Source organism: Mycobacterium neumannii (assembly GCF_048452905.1).
GTDB lineage: Bacteria > Actinomycetota > Actinomycetes > Mycobacteriales > Mycobacteriaceae > Mycobacterium > Mycobacterium neumannii_B.
Genome location: NZ_JBCGVF010000007.1, coordinates 417,269 through 434,416, shown reverse-complemented (window position 1 = coordinate 434,416; position 17,148 = coordinate 417,269). Strand labels below are relative to the sequence as shown.

Below are 17,148 nucleotides of genomic sequence, written 5' to 3'. Positions count from 1 at the left end.
TCTACAGCAGCCCCAACAGCTCCAGATCGGTGACGTACTTGACGATGACCTCGCGCGTCACGTGCGGAATGTCCTTGTCCGGGCCGATCTTCGCGTCCTGTACCGCCGTGCGGAACCGCTCCGTCGGAGCGATCGAACCCCGGATCGGCGTCTCCGGGCGCTGGTAGTTGTGCAGCAGCGGGAGCAGCGACGCCTGCCGCTGTCGTTCGGGCAACCCGCGGATCGCGGTGTCGAACCGCTGCAGCCACGCCGCGTAGTCACCGACGCGTTCGATCGGGTGACCCGCATCGATCAACCAGTCGACGAAATCGTCGAGCCCGATTCCGTCGTCATAGGGGTTCATGACGTGGTACGTCTCGAAACCCGGTTCGCCGTCATGGCCGACCTGCGCACCCAGCGCCGAGATGGCCTCGGCGATGAACTCGACGGGAAGCCCGTCGTAGTGCGCGCGTTGGCGGTTGCCGTCCTCGTCAACCTCGTAGAACGAGAACGGCGCGATGCCGGTCGCGACAAGGCTCAGAATCAACCGCGTGAACATGTCCGGCACGTTGAGCTGACCGGCGTATGTGGTGTCGGCCAAAATCATGTCGCACCGGAACACCGCGACCGGCAGCGCGCACAGATCGTGGGCCTCGCGCAGCAACACCTCACCGGCCCACTTGCTGTTGCCGTAGCCGTTGGCGTAGCTGTCGTCGACCCTGCGCGCCGGGCTGATATGCCGAATGTCGCCGTCCTCGGTGAACTGTCCGGGCGCGATGCCCGCGCCGACACCGATCGTCGACACATAGACGAACGGCTTGATCCTCGTCGTCACGGCGATACGGATCAGCTCGGCGGTGCCGACGGCGTTGGGCCCGAACAACTGGCTGTAGGGCAACACGTGGTTGACCAATGCGGCCGGATCGACGATCAGGTCCACGGTGTCGGCGAGCCGCTCCCAGGTCTGACGATCGAGGCCGAGGTCGGCCTCACCCTTGTCGCCGGCGATGACCTCGAGATGATCGGCGGCCAATTCCCGGTAGTGACGCAGCAATCGGGGATCGCCCGAGTCGAACGTCCGGTCCAGCCGGTCGCGCGCCGACGCATCGTCTTTCGCGCGCACCAGGCAGATCACCTTGCCGCCCACCATCGCCATCCGCTCGAGCCACTCCAGCGCCAGATAGCGGCCCAGGAAGCCGGTCGCGCCGGTCAACAGCACCGTGCGCACCTCGGTGCTCGGACCGGGCAGCGCGGGCGCAGCGGCCAGAGTGCTGTTGTCGATGAACTTGTTCAATGTCAAGTCACTCGCATGGACCTCGGTGGCGTCACGGCCGTGCACCGAGGCGAATGTCGGCCTCTTGGAACCCGGTTCGCGCGCGGACTCGACGTAGGCGGCGAGCGCGGCCAGGTCACTGGCCGGACTGACGATGACGCCGACGGGCACCTCGATGTCGAAGATCTCGTTCAGCAGGTTGCCGAAAGTCAACGCCGACAAGGAATCACCGCCGAGGTCGGTGAAGTGCGCGTCGGGCTGCAGATCGGTCGCGGTGGCGCCGAGCAGGGCACCCGCGGCCCTGCTGATCGTTTCGATGACGGGCCGTTCGGCGCCGTGCTGACGCAGTCCCCCCAATTCGGCGGCCTGGCTGTCAGCGAGTTCGGTGTAGAGCGCTTCGAGTCGATCGGCGTAGTGCTCCTTGAGTGTCGGGCGCGCGAGTTTGCGGATCCCGGTGAGCAGACCGTTCTCGAGCGTGAACGGCGTCGTCTCCACGATGAAGTCGCGGGGGATCTCATACGACTGCAGCCCCGCGGTCCTGGCGACCTCCTGCAGGGATTCAGTGATCGCGGGCTTCAGTTCAGCGCCGTCGTAGCCGGCCAGCGCATCCTCGGTCGGCACGATCACCGCCAGCAGGTAGGAGCGAGCGCTGTTGCCGTAGACGAAGATCTGGCGAACCAGCGGGCTGGTACCGAACGCCGCTTCGAGTCTGGCGACCGTGACGAATTCACCCTGCGACAGCTTGAGCACATTGTTGCGCCGGTCGAGATAGACCAACCGGTCCGGTCCGACCTCGGCGACGATGTCGCCGGTCTTGTAGTAACCGTCGTCGTCGAACACCGACGCGGTGATCTCCGGACGCTTGTAGTAACCCGGGAACATCGTCTCCGATTTGACCAGCAGTTCGCCGCGCGGATACGGGCGGTCGGTGCGGTAGTAGCCGAGGTCGGGGACGTCGACCAGTCGGTAGTCGACGACGGGCGGGCGGGTGACCTGACCGTCGACGAATATCGAACCGGCCTCAGTGGATCCGTAACCGTCCGTCAGGTGGAGGTCCAGAAGCGATTCGACGAACTCCTTCATCTCCGGCGAGATGGGGGCGGACCCCGTCATCGCGGAAATGAACCGCCCGCCCAGCAGCCGCCGCCGGAACTCGGCCAACACGTCGGCCTCTGCGACCCAGCGATCGACACCGTCGGCCGTGCGGCGGTCGACGTCACTTTGGAACTGCTGGAACATCATGTCCCAGATCCGCGGGACGAAGCTCAGCTGGGTGGGGCGCACCAGCGACAGGTCCTCGAGCAGTGTCGACAGATCGCTCTTGGCAACGAAATACCCGGTACCGCCGGCGCCCAGCGTGGCGTAAAGGACGCCGCGGCCCATCACGTGGCTCATCGGCATGAAGTTCAACGTGATCGACGGAAGAGCCGGGCCGCCACCCCACATGGCCATGCTCGAGCGACGCCAGGAGTTCGCCACCATCTCGCGCAGGTACATCGCGCCTTTGGGTGCGCCCGTACTGCCCGAGGTGTAGATCAGCAGCGCGAGATCGTTTTGGGCCAGGTCGGCGGGCCGAGGGACGGGCAGCGCACGGCCGCGAACGAGAACGTCTGTCAACGTCTCGATGTGCACGCCGGTGCCGTCGAGGCGAGCCGTCGCGGCGTCGATCGCCGCGCGGTGGTCGTCGTCCTCGCGGTGGTAGTCGAACACGATCAGGCGTTGTGGGACATGGCCGTCGGCGATCAGCTCGACCGCGTCGTCGAGGAAGTCGACACTCGACACCATCGCGACAGGCTCGGTTTCAGCGACGATGGGCCGCAACTGCGCCACGGCCGCGCTGGTCTGAAGCGGCACCGAGACCGCTCCCAGATGGATGAGCGCCAAGTCGACGGTCACGTAATCGATGCTGGTGAAGCCCACGATGGCCACGCGGTCACCGGACTCGACCGGAGCCTGGTTCAATGCGGCGGCGACGGCTGCGGCACGTTCGGACAGTTCGCGGTAGGTGATGGTGTCGAAGCACGGAAGGAGCTGTGCGGAGGTGTAGCCAGTCACGGGGTCGGTGACGAACTCGACGGCGCGCTCACCGAGCGCGGGTCGGTCCGCGTAGCCGTCGAAGATCGTCTGTATCAGTTGGGGGAGAGGCAGACCGGGTTCTTCGATCGCGTTCGCGATCTTCACCAGAGGGCGCGCAGCGGCGAATTGCGGGTCGGTGTCGAACAAATGAGATATACGGCGCTCGAGTCGCGCCTCACGGGTATCAGTCGTCATCAAGAAATCCTTCGGACGAACGTGGACTGCGGGGCGCGCCATTGCGTCCTTCAAAAACATCGATAAGCGATATAAAGAGTATTCCCGCCCTGGCTGGGAGCTTGCTGTGAAAGACAGCAGTACCTTCTGCGCGGATTCGTCGTGCCTGGTCAGCGAATCGCCGGTACCGCCCTTGCGGGGGCGGCGCGTCCTGCGAGCACCTCGACCGCTGACGTCGCATCGGGCACGCAGATCAAGAGATCCCGGGTTGCGCACAACGCCTCTGCCGAGGGGTCGACACCGCCGACCGCATCGGCGAGGTCGAGCAGATGCACCGTCGCCTCCATCAGGGCGGTTTCGGCGACGACCGCCAGCGTTGTGCTGCCGACGACCGGATACTCGATTGTGGTCTCGGCGGGCATCGGCGTGGCACGCAGGACCCGGGCACTTTCGACGAACCGCTGCGCGGCCGTGCGCGGCGTCAGCGCGGCGGCCTCCGAAACCGCTTGCTCGGCAAGGCTTCCGGCGTTGCTGTTGGCGACACCGTCGGGTTCGTTGAAGCGGCGCAACATGGTCGCCGCATCCACGACGGCGGCGGGTCCATCGATGACCGCTGCGGTGAGACGGTCGAACATCGACGGTTCAGGACAGACGTGAGCCAGTAGCGCCGCTACATTCCAGCCCTCGCAACGCGTCGGTGTCGACCACTCTTGCGTCGTCATCTGCTCGCACCGTCGTGCCCACCGCTCCCACGCGTCGGCCAGGACGCGGCGGGCTCCATCACCGTCGAGTCGCATGGCGCCAACCTAGCCAACAGCGGGTTATAGATCGCCAGCCTGGGTAATCACGCTTTACAACCAAGGAGGCATCATGACCGATACGCGTGTACACCCCCGTGGTGGGCGTCTGCGAATGCCGCGCAGTCGCGGCGCCACGAGTGGATTTCTGCTGATCCTGCTGGGCGCCTGGGGCGCACTGGCTCCCTTCATCGGGCCCCTGTTCAACTTCGCGTACAGCCCCGACCAGGCCTGGACGTGGACCACCGGCCGAGGCTGGCTGGAGGTACTGCCGGGTGTGGTGACCGTGGTGGGCGGCCTGCTCCTGCTGATGTCACGGAATCGTGCGACGGCCTCGCTCGGCGGGTGGCTCGCCGTGGCAGGTGGCGTGTGGTTCATCATCGGCCGCGCCATGGCCGGCCCGTTGGGTATGGGTGACGCGGGTGTGCCGGTCGCCGCCGCCGAGGGCAAGCGCATCGCGCTGGAGCTGACGTACTTCTACGGTCTAGGCGCGCTGATCGTGTTTCTGGGCGCAGCGGCGCTTGGCCGCATCTCGGTGCGAAGCGTGCGCGACGTCGAGTGGGCGGATCGTCCTGTCGCCGCGAATACCGTTGCCGACGAACGCGCGCCGGTCACTTCGGCTCCGGCCGCGACGGCCTCGCCCACCCCAGTTACCGGGACCACCGCTCCCGCCGCCGATCAGCCCGCGATGGCGGAGCAGCGAACCGAGGTCATCGGGCCCACGGCCGAAGCCGCAAAACCGCGTCGCCGCGGCCTGCTTGACAGGTTCCGCTCTCGCGGCCACCGTGGTGGCAAGCTCGCACACCGGTAAGCGTTAGCGGATCGCAAAGCGCCCCACACAGGTTGTGGGGCGTTTTGCGTGCCATGGGCCATGCGGGTGACGTAGATCCCAAATGTCCGCTCATGCGACCAGTTTCACCGCACGCGTGTGACCTGTATGACTGCCGGCCACCCGGGGCAGAAGCTAGCCTGGCTATGTAATCCAACCGATGTGCGCCATTCGGTGATCTCGCTCAACGGCGTTCGATAGTGACTTCAGTCTTTGCCAGGAGGCCAACCATGTCCGACAGGCCTGGTATCACCGATTCAATTGTCGCGCGCCAGAATTCGGCCTCCGCGGTGTGTGAGGCATTCGGCTTCCCGGAAGAGGACTGGCCGCTGTTCGCGCGGTTGGCCAGCGGCCCGATGACGCCGCACGACGAAGAGGCGCTGTACCAGTACATCGACGTCAAGATCGCCGAGCGTTGCTGGAAGCCGACCGACGATCTGTTGTCCGACCTGATCGACGTCGAAGTCGACGGCATCGAACTGACCGTCGACGACATCTACCGCTTCGTCGCCACACTGATCGGCGTCAGAGTCTTCTAATCGCGTGCGGAACGTCAGCCCGTGTAGGCCATGACGTGCTTGACGCGGGTGTAATCCTCGAACCCGTACATCGACAGGTCCTTACCGTGGCCCGACGACTTGAACCCGCCGTGCGGCATCTCTGCCACCAGCGGAATGTGCGTGTTGATCCACACGCAGCCGAAATCAAGGGCCGCCGAAACCCGTAGCGCGCGCGACACATCGCGCGTCCACACCGACGACGCCAACCCGTATTCGGTGCCGTTGGCCCACGCGATCGCCTCGTCCTCGTCGGAGAACGCCTGCACGGTGATGACCGGCCCGAAGATCTCCTGCTGAACCAGCCTGTCGTCTTGCCGAAGGCCGCCGATCACGGTCGGTTCGACGTAGAAGCCCTTGTCGCCCTGGCGTCCTCCGCCGACCGCGACCGAGGCATGTGATGGCACGTCTCCCAGGAACCCGAGCACACGCTCCAACTGAGTGGAGTTGTTCACCGGCGGCACCCACGCGTCCTCGTCGTGGGCGGGCTTGCCGTACGTCGTCGTCGCAGCGCGTGCCTGCTCGGCCAGCGCCTCGGTGAGGTCCGTGGCCACCCGGGCCGTTGCGAGCACGCGCGTTGCCGCTGTGCAGTCCTGTCCGGCGTTGAAATAGCCCGCTGCCGCGATGCCTTCGGCCGCCGATGCGATGTCGCTGTCGTCGAACACGATCACCGGAGCCTTGCCGCCCAATTCCAGGTGCGTGCGCTTGAGGTGTCCGCCCGCGCTGACCGCCACCGCACGGCCCGCGGCGACCGAACCGGTGATCGACACCATCTGCGGTATTGGGTGTGCCACGACGGCCGCGCCCGTTTCCCGGTCTCCACAAACGACGTTCAGCACTCCGGGCGGAAAATGCCTGGCGGCGATCTTGGCCAGCATCACCGTCGTCACCGGGGTGGTGTCGCTGGGCTTGATGACGACGGTGTTGCCCGCCGCCACCGCGGGCACGAACTTCCAGATCGCCATCATCATCGGGTAGTTCCACGGCGCGACCTGCCCGATCACGCCGACCGGTTCGCGGCGGATCCACGACGTGTGGTTCTCCATGTACTCGCCGGCCGACTTGCCCTCCAGCATCCGCGCGGCGCCCGCGAAGAAGCGGATCTGATCCACCATCGGGGGAATTTCTTCGGCCATCGTGACGTGGTTGGGCTTACCGGTATTGCGGCCCTCTGCCTCGACGAGCGCCTGGGCACTCGCCTCGACGTCGTCGGCGAAGTCGAGCAGCGCTTTCTGCCGCACCGACGGCGTGGCGCGCTTCCAGTCGGCGAACGCCTTCGACGCGGCCGCGTACGCGTTGTCGATGTCGGCCTCGTTGGAGATCGGCGCGGTGCCGTACCGCTCACCGGTCGACGGATCGATCAGCGGCATGGCGGCACCGCTGACCGAGTCGACGCTTTCGCCGCCGATGAAGTTCTGGACCTTGAAGTCGCTGGCCATTCGATCCTCGCTTCGTCCGGGATGGGAGGCAGCGCAGCGCGTCGCCGACTGTCCGTCGAACTCCACGATCACGCCGGGTCTGCTCGACGGTGCTCATCGAGCAAGAGCCTAACCAAGACAGCACCGATCCGATCGATAACCACGGGGGAGTGCGGTGTGATCCGCGGTCATCCGGTGCAACGACGACGAAATCCGTTGACCGCCGGTGCCCCGGCGTGCCTCAGCGTGCTTGCGGCTTGGCGATTTCGCGGTCTCATCGCGGTGGGCTGGTCGCTGCCGACGCCCGCAATGGCACACTGGTCACTTATGGGCGCGCGCCCCGACCGCGCTGCGCTGTGACCATATGACCTAACGAAAGACTTTGTTGCCATGGATTTGGTTGTCTTCCTTCCCCTGCTCATCGTGCTGGGCGCATTCATGTTCTTCGCGTCCCGCCGACAGAAGAAAGCTATGCAGGCCACCATCGACCTGCATGAATCTCTTCAGATCGATGACCGCGTGCACACCACGTCCGGTCTGGTCGGGACCATCAAGGGCATCACTGACGATGAGGTGGAGCTCGAGATCGCCCCGGGCGTCGTCACCACTTGGATGAAGCTCGCGGTGCGTGACCGCATCACTGACGACGACGAGTTCGAAGACGACGAGCCCGAGTCGACCGCGACCGAACTCACCGAAAGCCCGAACACCAAGACCGACGGCTGAGTCCGCGGGCGATCTTCACAGCTGAAGCCCGTAGTCTCTGCGGTGCTGACGAACCGATTCCGAGGAGACCTGACAAAACGTGGCATCGTCTTCGACGCCGGTGCACCCTGCCCGCTACCTCTCGCTGTTTCTGGTGTTGCTGGTCGGCGCCTACTGCCTGGTCTTCCTGACCGGAGACAAGGAGGCCGAACCCAAACTCGGCATTGATCTGCAGGGCGGTACCCGCGTCACCCTCACCGCCCGCACGCCCGACGGGTCGCCGCCCACCCGCGAAGCGTTGAGCCAGGCGCAGCAGATCATCAACGACCGGGTCAACGGTCTCGGTGTGTCCGGCTCCGAGGTGATCATCGACGGCAACAACCTCGTCATCACGGTGCCGGGCAGCGAGAGCAGCGACGCCCGCAGCCTCGGCCAGACGGCACGCCTGTACATCCGCCCCGTCGTGCATGTGATGCCCGCCGAGGTGCCCGGCCAGCAGCCGCCGACGGAGGGACCAGCCGGTATGCCTCCTGGCGGTCCGATTCCGGGGATGCCGGGCGGGATGATCCCGGGTATGCCGGGAACCGAGGCGCCCGCCGGTGAGCAGCCTCCCGCCGGCCAGCAGCCTCCCGCAGGCCAGCAGCGGCCTGCCGAGCCCGCCGCTCCGCCGGCCCCGCAGCCGCGTCCCTATCCTCAGGAGCCGCCTGCCCAACCCGCACCGGAGCCGCCTCCGACGCCGGCACCGGGTAGCCCTGCGCAGTCACCCACGCCGGGTGCTCCCCAGCCGTCACCTGCGCCGGACGCTCCCGAGCCGACGCCGACCACACCCACGTCACCGGAAAACGTTCCGTTGGCGCAGCGCATCGCCGACGAGAAGCAGTTGCGGCAGAGCACCGATCAGCAGATCCAGATTCTGGCGTTGCAGTTCCAGGCCACGCGCTGCGGCGAGGAGGACGTCCTCGCGGGCAACGACGACCCGAATCTTCCGCTCATCACCTGCTCGGCGGACGGCAACGAGGTGTACCTGCTGGACAAGGCGATCATCAACGGCGAGCAGATCCAGGACGCCACCTCCGGTCTCGACCAGCAGCGCGGTGAGTACGTCGTCGACGTCCAGTTCAAAAGCGATGGCGCGAAGACCTGGGCGGATTTCACCGCCGCCAACGTTGGAACGCAGACCGCGTTCGTGCTCGACACGAAGGTGATGAGCGCACCCGAGATCCGCGAGCCGATCCCGGGCGGGCGCACACAGATCAGCGGCCAGTTCACCCAGCAGACGGCCCGCGAGTTGGCCAACGTGCTGAAGTACGGATCGCTGCCATTGTCCTTCGAGTCGTCGGAGGCTGAAACCGTCTCGGCCACACTGGGTCTGTCGTCGCTGCGCGCGGGCTTGATCGCCGGTGCGGTCGGCCTGGCGTTGGTGCTGGCCTATTCGCTGCTCTACTACCGGATGCTGGGCGTGTTGACCGCCCTGTCGCTGGTCGCTTCCGGCGCAATGGTTTACGCGATCCTGGTGCTTCTGGGCAGATGGATCGGTTACACGCTGGACCTGGCCGGTATCGCCGGTCTGATCATCGGTATCGGTATGACGGCCGACTCGTTTGTGGTGTTCTTCGAACGCATCAAAGACGAGATACGCGAAGGGCGTTCATTCCGGTCGGCGGTGCCGCGCGGTTGGGCGAGGGCCCGCAAGACGATCGTGTCCGGCAACGCGGTGACGCTGCTGGCCGCGGCGGTGCTCTACGTCCTTGCCGTCGGGCAGGTCAAGGGCTTCGCGTTCACTCTGGGTCTGACCACCGTCCTCGACGTGGTCGTGGTCTTCCTGGTGACGTGGCCGCTGGTGTATCTGGCGTCCAAGTCGCCGACACTGGCGAAGCCTTCTTTGAACGGACTCGGTGCGGTGCAACAGATCGCCAGGGAGCGACGAGCGGCCGCGCACGCGACGGGACGGGACTGACATATGGCGCCCAAACAGTCATCCGAAGAACAGCAGACCAGCGCCGTGGAGGCGCCGAACCTCGAGTCGACCGCCCCTCAGCACGGCTTCTTCGTCCGCCTCTACACCGGCACCGGTGCCTTCGAGGTCATCGGCAAGCGCAAGCTGTGGTACGCCGTCAGCGGTGCGATCGTGCTGGTGTGCCTGCTCAGCATGCTGCTGCGCGGCTTCACCTTCGGCATCGATTTCGAGGGCGGCACCAAGGTGTCGATGCCGACCGCGACCGAATCGGGCACCGTGACCGTCCAGCAGGTCGAGGACGTGTTCAGCAAGACGCTGGGTAAGAGCCCCGAGTCGGTGGTCGTGGTCGGCAGCGGCGGATCGGCCACCGTGCAGATCCGGTCCGAGACGCTGACCAACGAGGAGACCGAGGAGCTGCGCACCGCGCTGTTCGACGCGTTCAAGCCGATGGGGGCGAATGGACAACCCAGCAAGCAGGCCATCAGCGATTCCGCGGTGTCGGAGACGTGGGGTGGCCAGATCACCCAGAAGGCGCTGATCGCGCTGGTGGTGTTCCTCGTGCTGGCGACCGTCTACATCATGCTGCGCTATGAGCGCTACATGTCGATCGCCGCGATGGCGACGCTGGTGTTCGACCTTGTGGTGACCGCCGGTGTGTACTCGCTCGTCGGCTTCGAGGTCACCCCGGCCACGGTGATCGGCCTGCTCACGATTCTCGGCTTTTCGCTCTATGACACCGTCATCGTGTTCGACAAGGTCGAGGAGAACACCCACGGCTTCGAGCACACCACGAGACGCACCTTCGCCGAACACGCCAACCTCGCGGTCAACCAGACCTTCATGCGGTCCATCAACACCAGCCTCATTTCAGTGCTGCCGATCGTGGCGTTGATGGTCGTGGCGGTGTGGCTGCTGGGTGTGGGCACGCTGATGGACTTGGCGCTGGTGCAGTTGGTCGGCGTCATCGTCGGCACCTACTCGTCGATCTTCTTCGCGACCCCTCTGCTGGTCACGCTGCGCGAGCGCACGGACCTCGTGCGCAACCACACCCGCCGGGTGATGAACCGCCGTAAGAACGCGACGGCACGCGCCACCCAAGCCGACGAGGTTTCCGACGAACCCGAGACGGTCGGCGCGGCCGCGACGGCGCGTGCCGACGCTGCGACGCGAACCACTCCGCCGCCGGACAAGCCCGCGCCAGGGGCACGCCCGGTGCGGCCGACCAGTAGCCGGACCGGACGCCCGTCGGGTAAGCGCGATACGCGGCGGCGGTAGGGAGATGAGCGCCGGCAAGCGGGCGGGCACACAACCCGCGAGGGCAGTGAACCCGATCCGGCGTTGTGGTGTCCTGGCGGGCGTACTGGTGCTCGCCGCGTCGTTGGCGTCGGCGTGCACGCGCAGCCCCGCCGACAGCATCGATTACGCCGTCGACGGCACGCTGATCACCTACAACACCAACACCGTCGCGGGCGCCGCCTCGGCCGGTCCGCAGGCGTTCGCGCGGGTGCTGACGGGCTTCAACTATCACGGACCCGACGGCCAGATCGTCGGCGATCACGACTTCGGAACCATCTCGGTCGTTGGCAGGCAACCGCTGGTCCTCGACTACGAGGTCAACGCGAACGCGGTGTATTCCGACGGAAAGCCGATCACCTGCGACGACGTCGTGTTGGCGTGGGCGTCGCAGTCCGGGCGGTTCCCGAACTTCGACGCCGCCAGCCGCGCGGGTTACAGCGATATCGCCACGGTGGAGTGCACGCCGGGGCAGAAGAAGGCGCGGGTGTCGTTCGCGCCCGATCGTGGGTTCGTCGACTTCGGGCAGCTGTTCTCCGCGACGTCGATGATGCCGTCGCACGTCATCGCCGACCAGCTGGGTCTCGGCGACGGCGGAGTCACCCGGGCCATCCTCGAGAATGACGGTGCCGCGGTGGAGCGCATCGCCCAGGTCTGGAACACCGGTTGGGAACTCAAACCCGATCTCGACCTGAAGCGGTTCCCTTCGTCGGGGCCGTACAAGCTGGAATCGGTGACCGAGGACGGGGCCGTCGTGCTGGTCGCCAACGACAAATGGTGGGGCGCCGAGCCGGTCACCAAGAAGGTCACCGTGTGGCCGCGCGGCGCCGACATCCAGGAGCGCGTCAATCAGGGCGCCTACGACGTCGTCGACATCGCCACCGGATCGTCGGGCACGCTGAACATGCCCGACGACTACGTACGAACCGATGCCCCGTCGGCCGGCATCCAACAGCTGATCTTCGCGCCGGAGGGGCCCTTGGCGGCCCCGCCGGCCCGCCGCGCGCTGGCCCTCTGCACACCGCGCGACGTGATCGCCCGCAACGCCGAGCAGCCCATCGCCAACTCGCGGCTCAATCCCGCCACCGAGGATGCCTACAGCGGGGCCGAGGCCGGTCCGGAGCCAGGACAGTTCGTCGCCGCCAACCCAGACGCCGCCCGCGCCGCGCTCAACGCACGCCCCCTGACCGTCCGCATGGGGTATCAGAGCCCGAACGCGCGGCTGGCGGCCACCGTCGGCGCCATCGCCAAGTCGTGTGCGCCCGCCGGCATCACCGTCGAAGAGGCCGCAGGCGACACCGTGGGCCCACTGTCATTGCGCAACAACGAGATCGACGTGCTGATCGCCAGCACGGGTGGTGCCGCGGGCAGCGGGTCGACCGGCTCGTCGGCGATGGACGCCTACCAGTTCCACACCGGAAACGGCAACAACCTGCCGCGCTACTCCAACCCACAGGTGGACCGGGTCATCTCCGCGATCGCGATCACCAACGACCCCAAGGAAATGGCCCGGCTGCTCAGCGAGGGCGGCCCGGTGCTGTGGGCCGACATGCCGACGCTGCCGCTGTACCGGCAGCAGCGGACGGTGCTGACATCGAAGAAGATGTTCGCCGTGAGCACAAACCCGACGCGGTGGGGTGCGGGATGGAACATGGACCGTTGGGTGTTGGACCGGTGAGTGACGGTGGCGAAGACATCTCGTCGCTGATCGCGAGGATGATGCGCGAGGTGCCCGACTTTCCGGAGCCTGGCGTCGCGTTCAAGGACCTCACCCCGTTGTTGGCCGACGCGCACGGATTGGCCGCGGTGACCGACGCATTCGCCGAGGTCGCCCGCGGCACGGACCTGGTGGCGGGGATCGACGCGCGCGGCTTCCTGCTCGGTGCGGCAGTGGCATTGCGGCTGGGCACGGGCGTGTTGGCGATCCGCAAGGGCGGCAAGCTGCCGCCGCCGGTGTTCAGTGAGACCTATGCGCTCGAATACGGCACGGCCACGCTGGAGATTCCGGCCGACGGGATCGACCTCGGCGGCCGCAGTGTGCTCATCATCGACGATGTGCTGGCCACCGGCGGCACCGCGGCTGCGGCGGTCAAACTGCTGCAGAACGCGGGTGCCTCCGTGCCGGGCGCCGCGGTGCTCCTCGAGTTGACCGCGCTGGGCGGCCGCGAAGCGCTCGAACCGCTGCCGGTCACCTCGCTGCACACCGTCTGAGGGATATCCTCGAAGGCGCGTGCCTGTGATGCAGCCGTCGAGACCGATGAGCGCTTTGCGTGAGGACCAGACCGGGAGGTGACCATGGCTGAAGAACCCGGCACGGGCCAGGCGGTGCAGTCAGCGCCGCCCGGCGCCCAGATCCCCGAGACGCAGCCGCTGGAGATGCCGAAGCCCTCCGCGAGCGCGTCGCGCCGTGTCCGAGCCCGGCTGGCGCGCCGGATGACGTCGCAGCGCAGCGCGATCAACCCCGTGCTCGAGCCGCTGGTGGCCGTCCACAAGGAGATTTACCCGAAGGCCAATCTGCAATTGCTGCAGCGGGCCTACGAGGTGGCCGAGCGGCGGCACGCCGATCAGCTTCGCCGGTCGGGTGATCCCTACATCACGCATCCGTTGGCGGTCGCCAACATCTTGGCCGAGCTCGGCATGGACACCACCACGCTGATCGCGGCGCTTCTTCACGACACGGTCGAGGACACGGGATACACCCTGGAAGCGCTGACCGAGGAGTTCGGCACCGAGGTCGGCCATCTGGTCGACGGCGTCACCAAGCTGGACAAGGTCGCGCTGGGCACCGCCGCGGAGGGCGAGACCATCCGCAAGATGATCATCGCGATGGCACGCGATGCTCGCGTGCTGGTGATCAAGGTCGCCGACCGGCTGCACAACATGCGCACGATGCGGTTCCTGCCGCCCGAGAAGCAGCAGCGCAAGGCGCGTGAGACCCTGGAAGTCATTGCGCCGCTTGCGCATCGGCTGGGAATGGCGACGGTCAAGTGGGAACTGGAGGATCTCGCCTTCGCGATCCTGCACCCCAAAAAGTACGAGGAGATCGTGCGACTGGTCGCCGACCGTGCGCCATCGCGCGACACCTACCTGGCCAAGGTGCGCGCCGAGATCACCGCGACGCTGAACGCGTCGAAGATCACCGCGATCGTGGAGGGCCGCCCCAAGCACTACTGGTCGATCTACCAGAAGATGATCGTCAAGGGCCGCGACTTCGACGACATCCACGACCTCGTCGGCGTGCGCATCCTCTGCGACGAGATCCGGGACTGCTATGCGGCTTTGGGCGTGGTCCACTCGCTGTGGCAGCCGATGGCGGGGCGGTTCAAGGACTACATCGCCCAGCCGCGGTACGGCGTGTACCAGTCGTTGCACACCACCGTCGTCGGCCCCGAGGGCAAGCCCCTGGAAGTGCAGATCCGCACCCACGACATGCACAAGACGGCCGAGCTGGGGATCGCCGCGCACTGGCGTTACAAGGAAACCAAGGGCCGCAACGCCGTTCCCAACCAGCACTCGTCGGCCGAGATCGACGACATGGCGTGGATGCGACAGCTTCTCGACTGGCAGCGGGAGGCCGCCGACCCCGGCGAGTTCCTCGAGTCGCTGCGTTACGACCTTGCGGTGCAGGAGATCTTCGTGTTCACCCCCAAGGGTGATGTCATCACGCTGCCCACCGGGTCGACGCCGGTCGACTTCGCCTACGCGGTGCACACCGAGGTCGGTCACCGCTGTATCGGTGCACGGGTGAACGGCCGCCTCGTCGCATTGGAACGTAAGCTCGAAAACGGCGAAGTGGTCGAGGTTTTCACGTCCAAGGCGATGAACGCCGGACCGTCGCGCGACTGGCAGACCTTCGTGGTTTCGCCGCGCGCGAAGGCCAAGATCCGGCAGTGGTTCGCCAAGGAGCGCCGCGAGGAGGCGCTGGAAGCCGGTAAGGACGCCATTGCCCGTGAGGTTCGGCGCGGCGGACTTCCGTTGCAGCGCTTGATGAACGCCGAGTCGATGGGCGCGCTGGCCCGCGAACTGCGGTACGTCGACGTGTCGGCGCTCTACACCGCGGTCGGCGAGGGTCATGTCTCGGCGCGGCATGTGGTGCAGCGGCTGGTCGCACAGGTCGGTGGGGACGAGGAAGCCTCCGACGAACTCGCCGAGCGGTCGACGCCTGCGACGATGCCGGTGCGCCAACGCAGCAGCGACGACGTCGGGGTGGCCGTGCCGGGTGCTCCCGGTGTGCTGACCAAGCTCGCCAAGTGTTGTACGCCGGTGCCCGGCGACAACATCATGGGTTTCGTCACCCGCGGCGGCGGGGTCAGCGTGCACCGCACCGACTGCACGAACGCCGGGTCGCTGCAGCAGCAGTCAGAGCGGATCATTGATGTGAAGTGGGCACCGTCGCCCTCGTCGGTGTTCCTGGTCGCCATTCAGGTGGAGGCGCTCGACCGGCACCGGTTGCTGTCGGATGTCACGCGGGTGTTGGCCGACGAGAAGGTCAACATTCTGAGCGCGTCAGTGACCACGTCCAACGACCGGGTGGCCGTCAGTCGGTTCACGTTCGAGATGGGTGACCCCAAGCATCTGGGCCACGTGCTCAACGTGGTGCGCAATGTGGAGGGTGTCTACGACGTCTACCGGGTCACTTCCGCGGCGTGAGCCGCAGTTGGGCAGAGGCGGCGTGAGCCGCAGTTGGGCAGAGGCGGCGTGAGCCGCAGTTGGGCAGAGGCGGCGTGAGACGGCGTAGCGGCAAATTCCGCTGAAGCGCGTCAATTTTTGCTCATTCTGGGATACTGCGACGATGCGGCCAGCCGTCGTCATCCTTCTCGTCTCCCTCGGAGTCGCCCTCGTCGGTTGCGGGTCGACGATCAAGCCCGAAGCTGCTGCGCAGTCCGTCGTCGACCTGGTTTCCGAGCAGACGGGGTTCACGCCGACCGACGTGAAGTGCCCCGAGGACGTCGAGGCCGAAGAGGGCGCGAAGTTCGAGTGCACGTTCACTGGACCCGAAGGTGCCGCCTACACCGCGAATATGCGGGTGACCAAGGTCGAGGGTGAGGACGTCGAGTTCTACATCGAGACCGCCCCGGCCGAGTAGTCGCTCAATCCAGTCGGATCGACTCGACGACGACGTCGGCGACGGGCTTACCGTCTGCGCTGCCGTCGGCGACGCCCTCGGCAGCGATCTTGTCCAGTGTCGCCAGGCCGGTCTGGTCGATTGTGCCGAACACCGTGTACGTCGGCGGTAGCTGCGAGTCCTCGTAAACGAGGAAGAACTGGCTGCCGTTGGTGCCGACGCCCGCGTTGGCCATCGCCAGCGTCCCGCGCGGATAGCGCACCGCCGATCGCAGCGCCGGATCGCTCAACCGGTACTGGTTGGTCGGGTATTCGTTCGGGAACTGGTACCCGGGGCCGCCGGTGCCGGTGCCGCTGGGGTCGCCGCACTGCAGCACCCCGAGTTGCGCGGCCGTCGTCAGCCGGTGGCATGGTGTGTCGTCGAAGAAGCCCTGCTGGGCGAGGCTGGCGAAGCTGTTGACCGTGCATGGAGCCTTGGCGTTGTCCAGTTGCAGGCCGACGTTGCCCCGGTTGGTGGTGATGCTGGCGCTGACGAGTGCGGGATCGGTCGGTACCCGGCCGGTGCGCGGCGGCTTGGCCGGCTTGCTCGACGGTTCGGGGCTGCGCGGGTATTGGCAGTTCGAGCCGAGCGTCGCGGGCGGGTCGAATTCCGGAAGCTCGTTGACGGCGAAGCCCGGCGTCGCCGTCACTTCGGGGGCCATCCCATCGAGCCTTTCAAGGTCGCGGCCCACCGCCGCGAGAAAAACCACGGTCACGACGACGACCAGCACCGTCAGGATCGAGACCAGGTATCCGATGACCAGGCCTGCGATCGCCAGCCCGCGGCCCTCTTCGCCGGTCTTCTTGATCTGCGACAGCGACAAGTGACCGAACAGAATGCCCAGCGGCGCGAAGACGAACGCGCACACCAGTGCCGCGACCGCGAACGCGTTGGTCTGCCTGGGTGGCGGATAGCCGTACGGGTACTGTTGCGCCGGATAGCCGTACGGCAGTGGAGGACCGCCGTACGGCGGCGGCGCGGTCACG

13 protein-coding genes are annotated in these 17,148 nt (G+C 66.6%); 9 read left to right on the top strand and 4 right to left on the bottom strand.

The window, feature by feature from the left end; genetic code table 11:
* Position 1: 1 nt before the first annotated feature.
* Together car and AAHH99_RS22360 are read right to left on the bottom strand one after the other, a co-directional pair.
* Positions 2 to 3,523 carry a carboxylic acid reductase gene (gene car / locus AAHH99_RS22365; protein ID WP_418770657.1) on the bottom strand — a complete coding sequence of 1,174 codons (3,522 nt, stop codon included), beginning with the start codon at positions 3,521 to 3,523 and terminating at the stop codon, positions 2 to 4.
* 149 nt (positions 3,524 to 3,672) lie between these two features.
* Entirely contained in the window at positions 3,673 to 4,299 is a 627-nt protein-coding gene (locus tag AAHH99_RS22360; RefSeq protein WP_418770656.1) for a maleylpyruvate isomerase N-terminal domain-containing protein, read from the bottom strand.
* A 73-nt stretch (positions 4,300 to 4,372) separates the two neighbouring features.
* On the opposite strand from AAHH99_RS22360, the gene AAHH99_RS22355 reads away from it, so the two are divergent.
* Both AAHH99_RS22355 and AAHH99_RS22350 read left to right on the top strand, forming a co-directional pair.
* On the top strand, positions 4,373 to 5,110 hold the full coding sequence (locus tag AAHH99_RS22355) for a hypothetical protein (protein ID WP_418770655.1): 738 nt from the start codon (positions 4,373 to 4,375) through the stop codon (positions 5,108 to 5,110).
* A 248-nt stretch (positions 5,111 to 5,358) separates the two neighbouring features.
* Positions 5,359 to 5,667 (top strand): hypothetical protein, encoded by a 309-nt coding sequence (locus AAHH99_RS22350; protein WP_418770654.1) that lies wholly within the window; start codon positions 5,359 to 5,361, stop codon positions 5,665 to 5,667.
* 14 nt (positions 5,668 to 5,681) lie between these two features.
* Here the strand turns inward: AAHH99_RS22350 and AAHH99_RS22345 are convergent, their stop codons facing one another.
* Positions 5,682 to 7,124, bottom strand: coding sequence for an aminobutyraldehyde dehydrogenase (locus tag AAHH99_RS22345; protein WP_418770653.1), 1,443 nt, complete (start codon positions 7,122 to 7,124; stop codon positions 5,682 to 5,684).
* 369 nt (positions 7,125 to 7,493) lie between these two features.
* Here AAHH99_RS22345 and yajC point away from each other — a divergent pair, with 369 nt between their 5' ends.
* The 7 genes from yajC to AAHH99_RS22310 all read left to right on the top strand — a co-directional run bounded on the left by yajC (position 7,494) and on the right by AAHH99_RS22310 (position 16,144).
* Complete coding sequence (yajC, locus tag AAHH99_RS22340; RefSeq protein ID WP_064415788.1) at positions 7,494 to 7,829, top strand: preprotein translocase subunit YajC; 336 nt, start codon at positions 7,494 to 7,496, stop codon at positions 7,827 to 7,829.
* A 79-nt stretch (positions 7,830 to 7,908) separates the two neighbouring features.
* Positions 7,909 to 9,765, top strand: coding sequence for a protein translocase subunit SecD (secD, locus tag AAHH99_RS22335; RefSeq protein ID WP_418770652.1), 1,857 nt, complete (start codon positions 7,909 to 7,911; stop codon positions 9,763 to 9,765).
* Positions 9,766 to 9,768: 3 nt separating this feature from the next.
* The gene (gene secF / locus AAHH99_RS22330; protein WP_418770651.1) at positions 9,769 to 11,040 is read left to right on the top strand and encodes a protein translocase subunit SecF; all 1,272 of its coding nucleotides are present in this window, start codon (positions 9,769 to 9,771) and stop codon (positions 11,038 to 11,040) included.
* A gap of 4 nt (positions 11,041 to 11,044) precedes the next feature.
* Complete coding sequence (locus AAHH99_RS22325; RefSeq protein ID WP_418770650.1) at positions 11,045 to 12,736, top strand: ABC transporter substrate-binding protein; 1,692 nt, start codon at positions 11,045 to 11,047, stop codon at positions 12,734 to 12,736.
* The gene (locus AAHH99_RS22320; RefSeq protein WP_418770649.1) at positions 12,703 to 13,269 is read left to right on the top strand and encodes an adenine phosphoribosyltransferase; all 567 of its coding nucleotides are present in this window, start codon (positions 12,703 to 12,705) and stop codon (positions 13,267 to 13,269) included. Before AAHH99_RS22325 ends, AAHH99_RS22320 begins: the two co-directional genes overlap by 34 nt.
* A gap of 84 nt (positions 13,270 to 13,353) precedes the next feature.
* Complete coding sequence (locus tag AAHH99_RS22315; RefSeq protein ID WP_418770648.1) at positions 13,354 to 15,708, top strand: RelA/SpoT family protein; 2,355 nt, start codon at positions 13,354 to 13,356, stop codon at positions 15,706 to 15,708.
* A 142-nt stretch (positions 15,709 to 15,850) separates the two neighbouring features.
* Positions 15,851 to 16,144: a DUF4333 domain-containing protein gene (locus AAHH99_RS22310; protein ID WP_418770647.1), complete on the top strand. Its 294-nt coding sequence runs from the start codon at positions 15,851 to 15,853 to the stop codon at positions 16,142 to 16,144.
* Between the two features lie 4 nt (positions 16,145 to 16,148).
* Here AAHH99_RS22310 and AAHH99_RS22305 read toward each other — a convergent pair whose 3' ends face one another.
* A complete protein-coding gene (locus tag AAHH99_RS22305) occupies positions 16,149 to 17,147 on the bottom strand; it encodes a peptidylprolyl isomerase (protein WP_418770646.1) in 999 nt (332 codons plus the stop codon).
* Position 17,148 lies beyond the last annotated feature (1 nt).

Bases quoted from the DNA above. Each gene is read 5' to 3' on its own strand.
- AAHH99_RS22315 (WP_418770648.1), top strand. From the start codon at position 13,354: ATGGCTGAAGAACCCGGCACGGGCCAGGCGGTGCAGTCAGCGCCGCCC.
- AAHH99_RS22320 (WP_418770649.1), top strand. From the start codon at position 12,703: ATGGAACATGGACCGTTGGGTGTTGGACCGGTGAGTGACGGTGGCGAA.
- AAHH99_RS22310 (WP_418770647.1), top strand. From the start codon at position 15,851: ATGCGGCCAGCCGTCGTCATCCTTCTCGTCTCCCTCGGAGTCGCCCTC.
- AAHH99_RS22355 (WP_418770655.1), top strand. From the start codon at position 4,373: ATGACCGATACGCGTGTACACCCCCGTGGTGGGCGTCTGCGAATGCCG.
- AAHH99_RS22345 (WP_418770653.1), bottom strand. From the start codon at position 7,124: ATGGCCAGCGACTTCAAGGTCCAGAACTTCATCGGCGGCGAAAGCGTC.
- car (WP_418770657.1), bottom strand. From the start codon at position 3,523: ATGACGACTGATACCCGTGAGGCGCGACTCGAGCGCCGTATATCTCAT.
- AAHH99_RS22325 (WP_418770650.1), top strand. From the start codon at position 11,045: ATGAGCGCCGGCAAGCGGGCGGGCACACAACCCGCGAGGGCAGTGAAC.
- yajC (WP_064415788.1), top strand. From the start codon at position 7,494: ATGGATTTGGTTGTCTTCCTTCCCCTGCTCATCGTGCTGGGCGCATTC.
- secF (WP_418770651.1), top strand. From the start codon at position 9,769: ATGGCGCCCAAACAGTCATCCGAAGAACAGCAGACCAGCGCCGTGGAG.
- AAHH99_RS22360 (WP_418770656.1), bottom strand. From the start codon at position 4,299: ATGCGACTCGACGGTGATGGAGCCCGCCGCGTCCTGGCCGACGCGTGG.
- AAHH99_RS22350 (WP_418770654.1), top strand. From the start codon at position 5,359: ATGTCCGACAGGCCTGGTATCACCGATTCAATTGTCGCGCGCCAGAAT.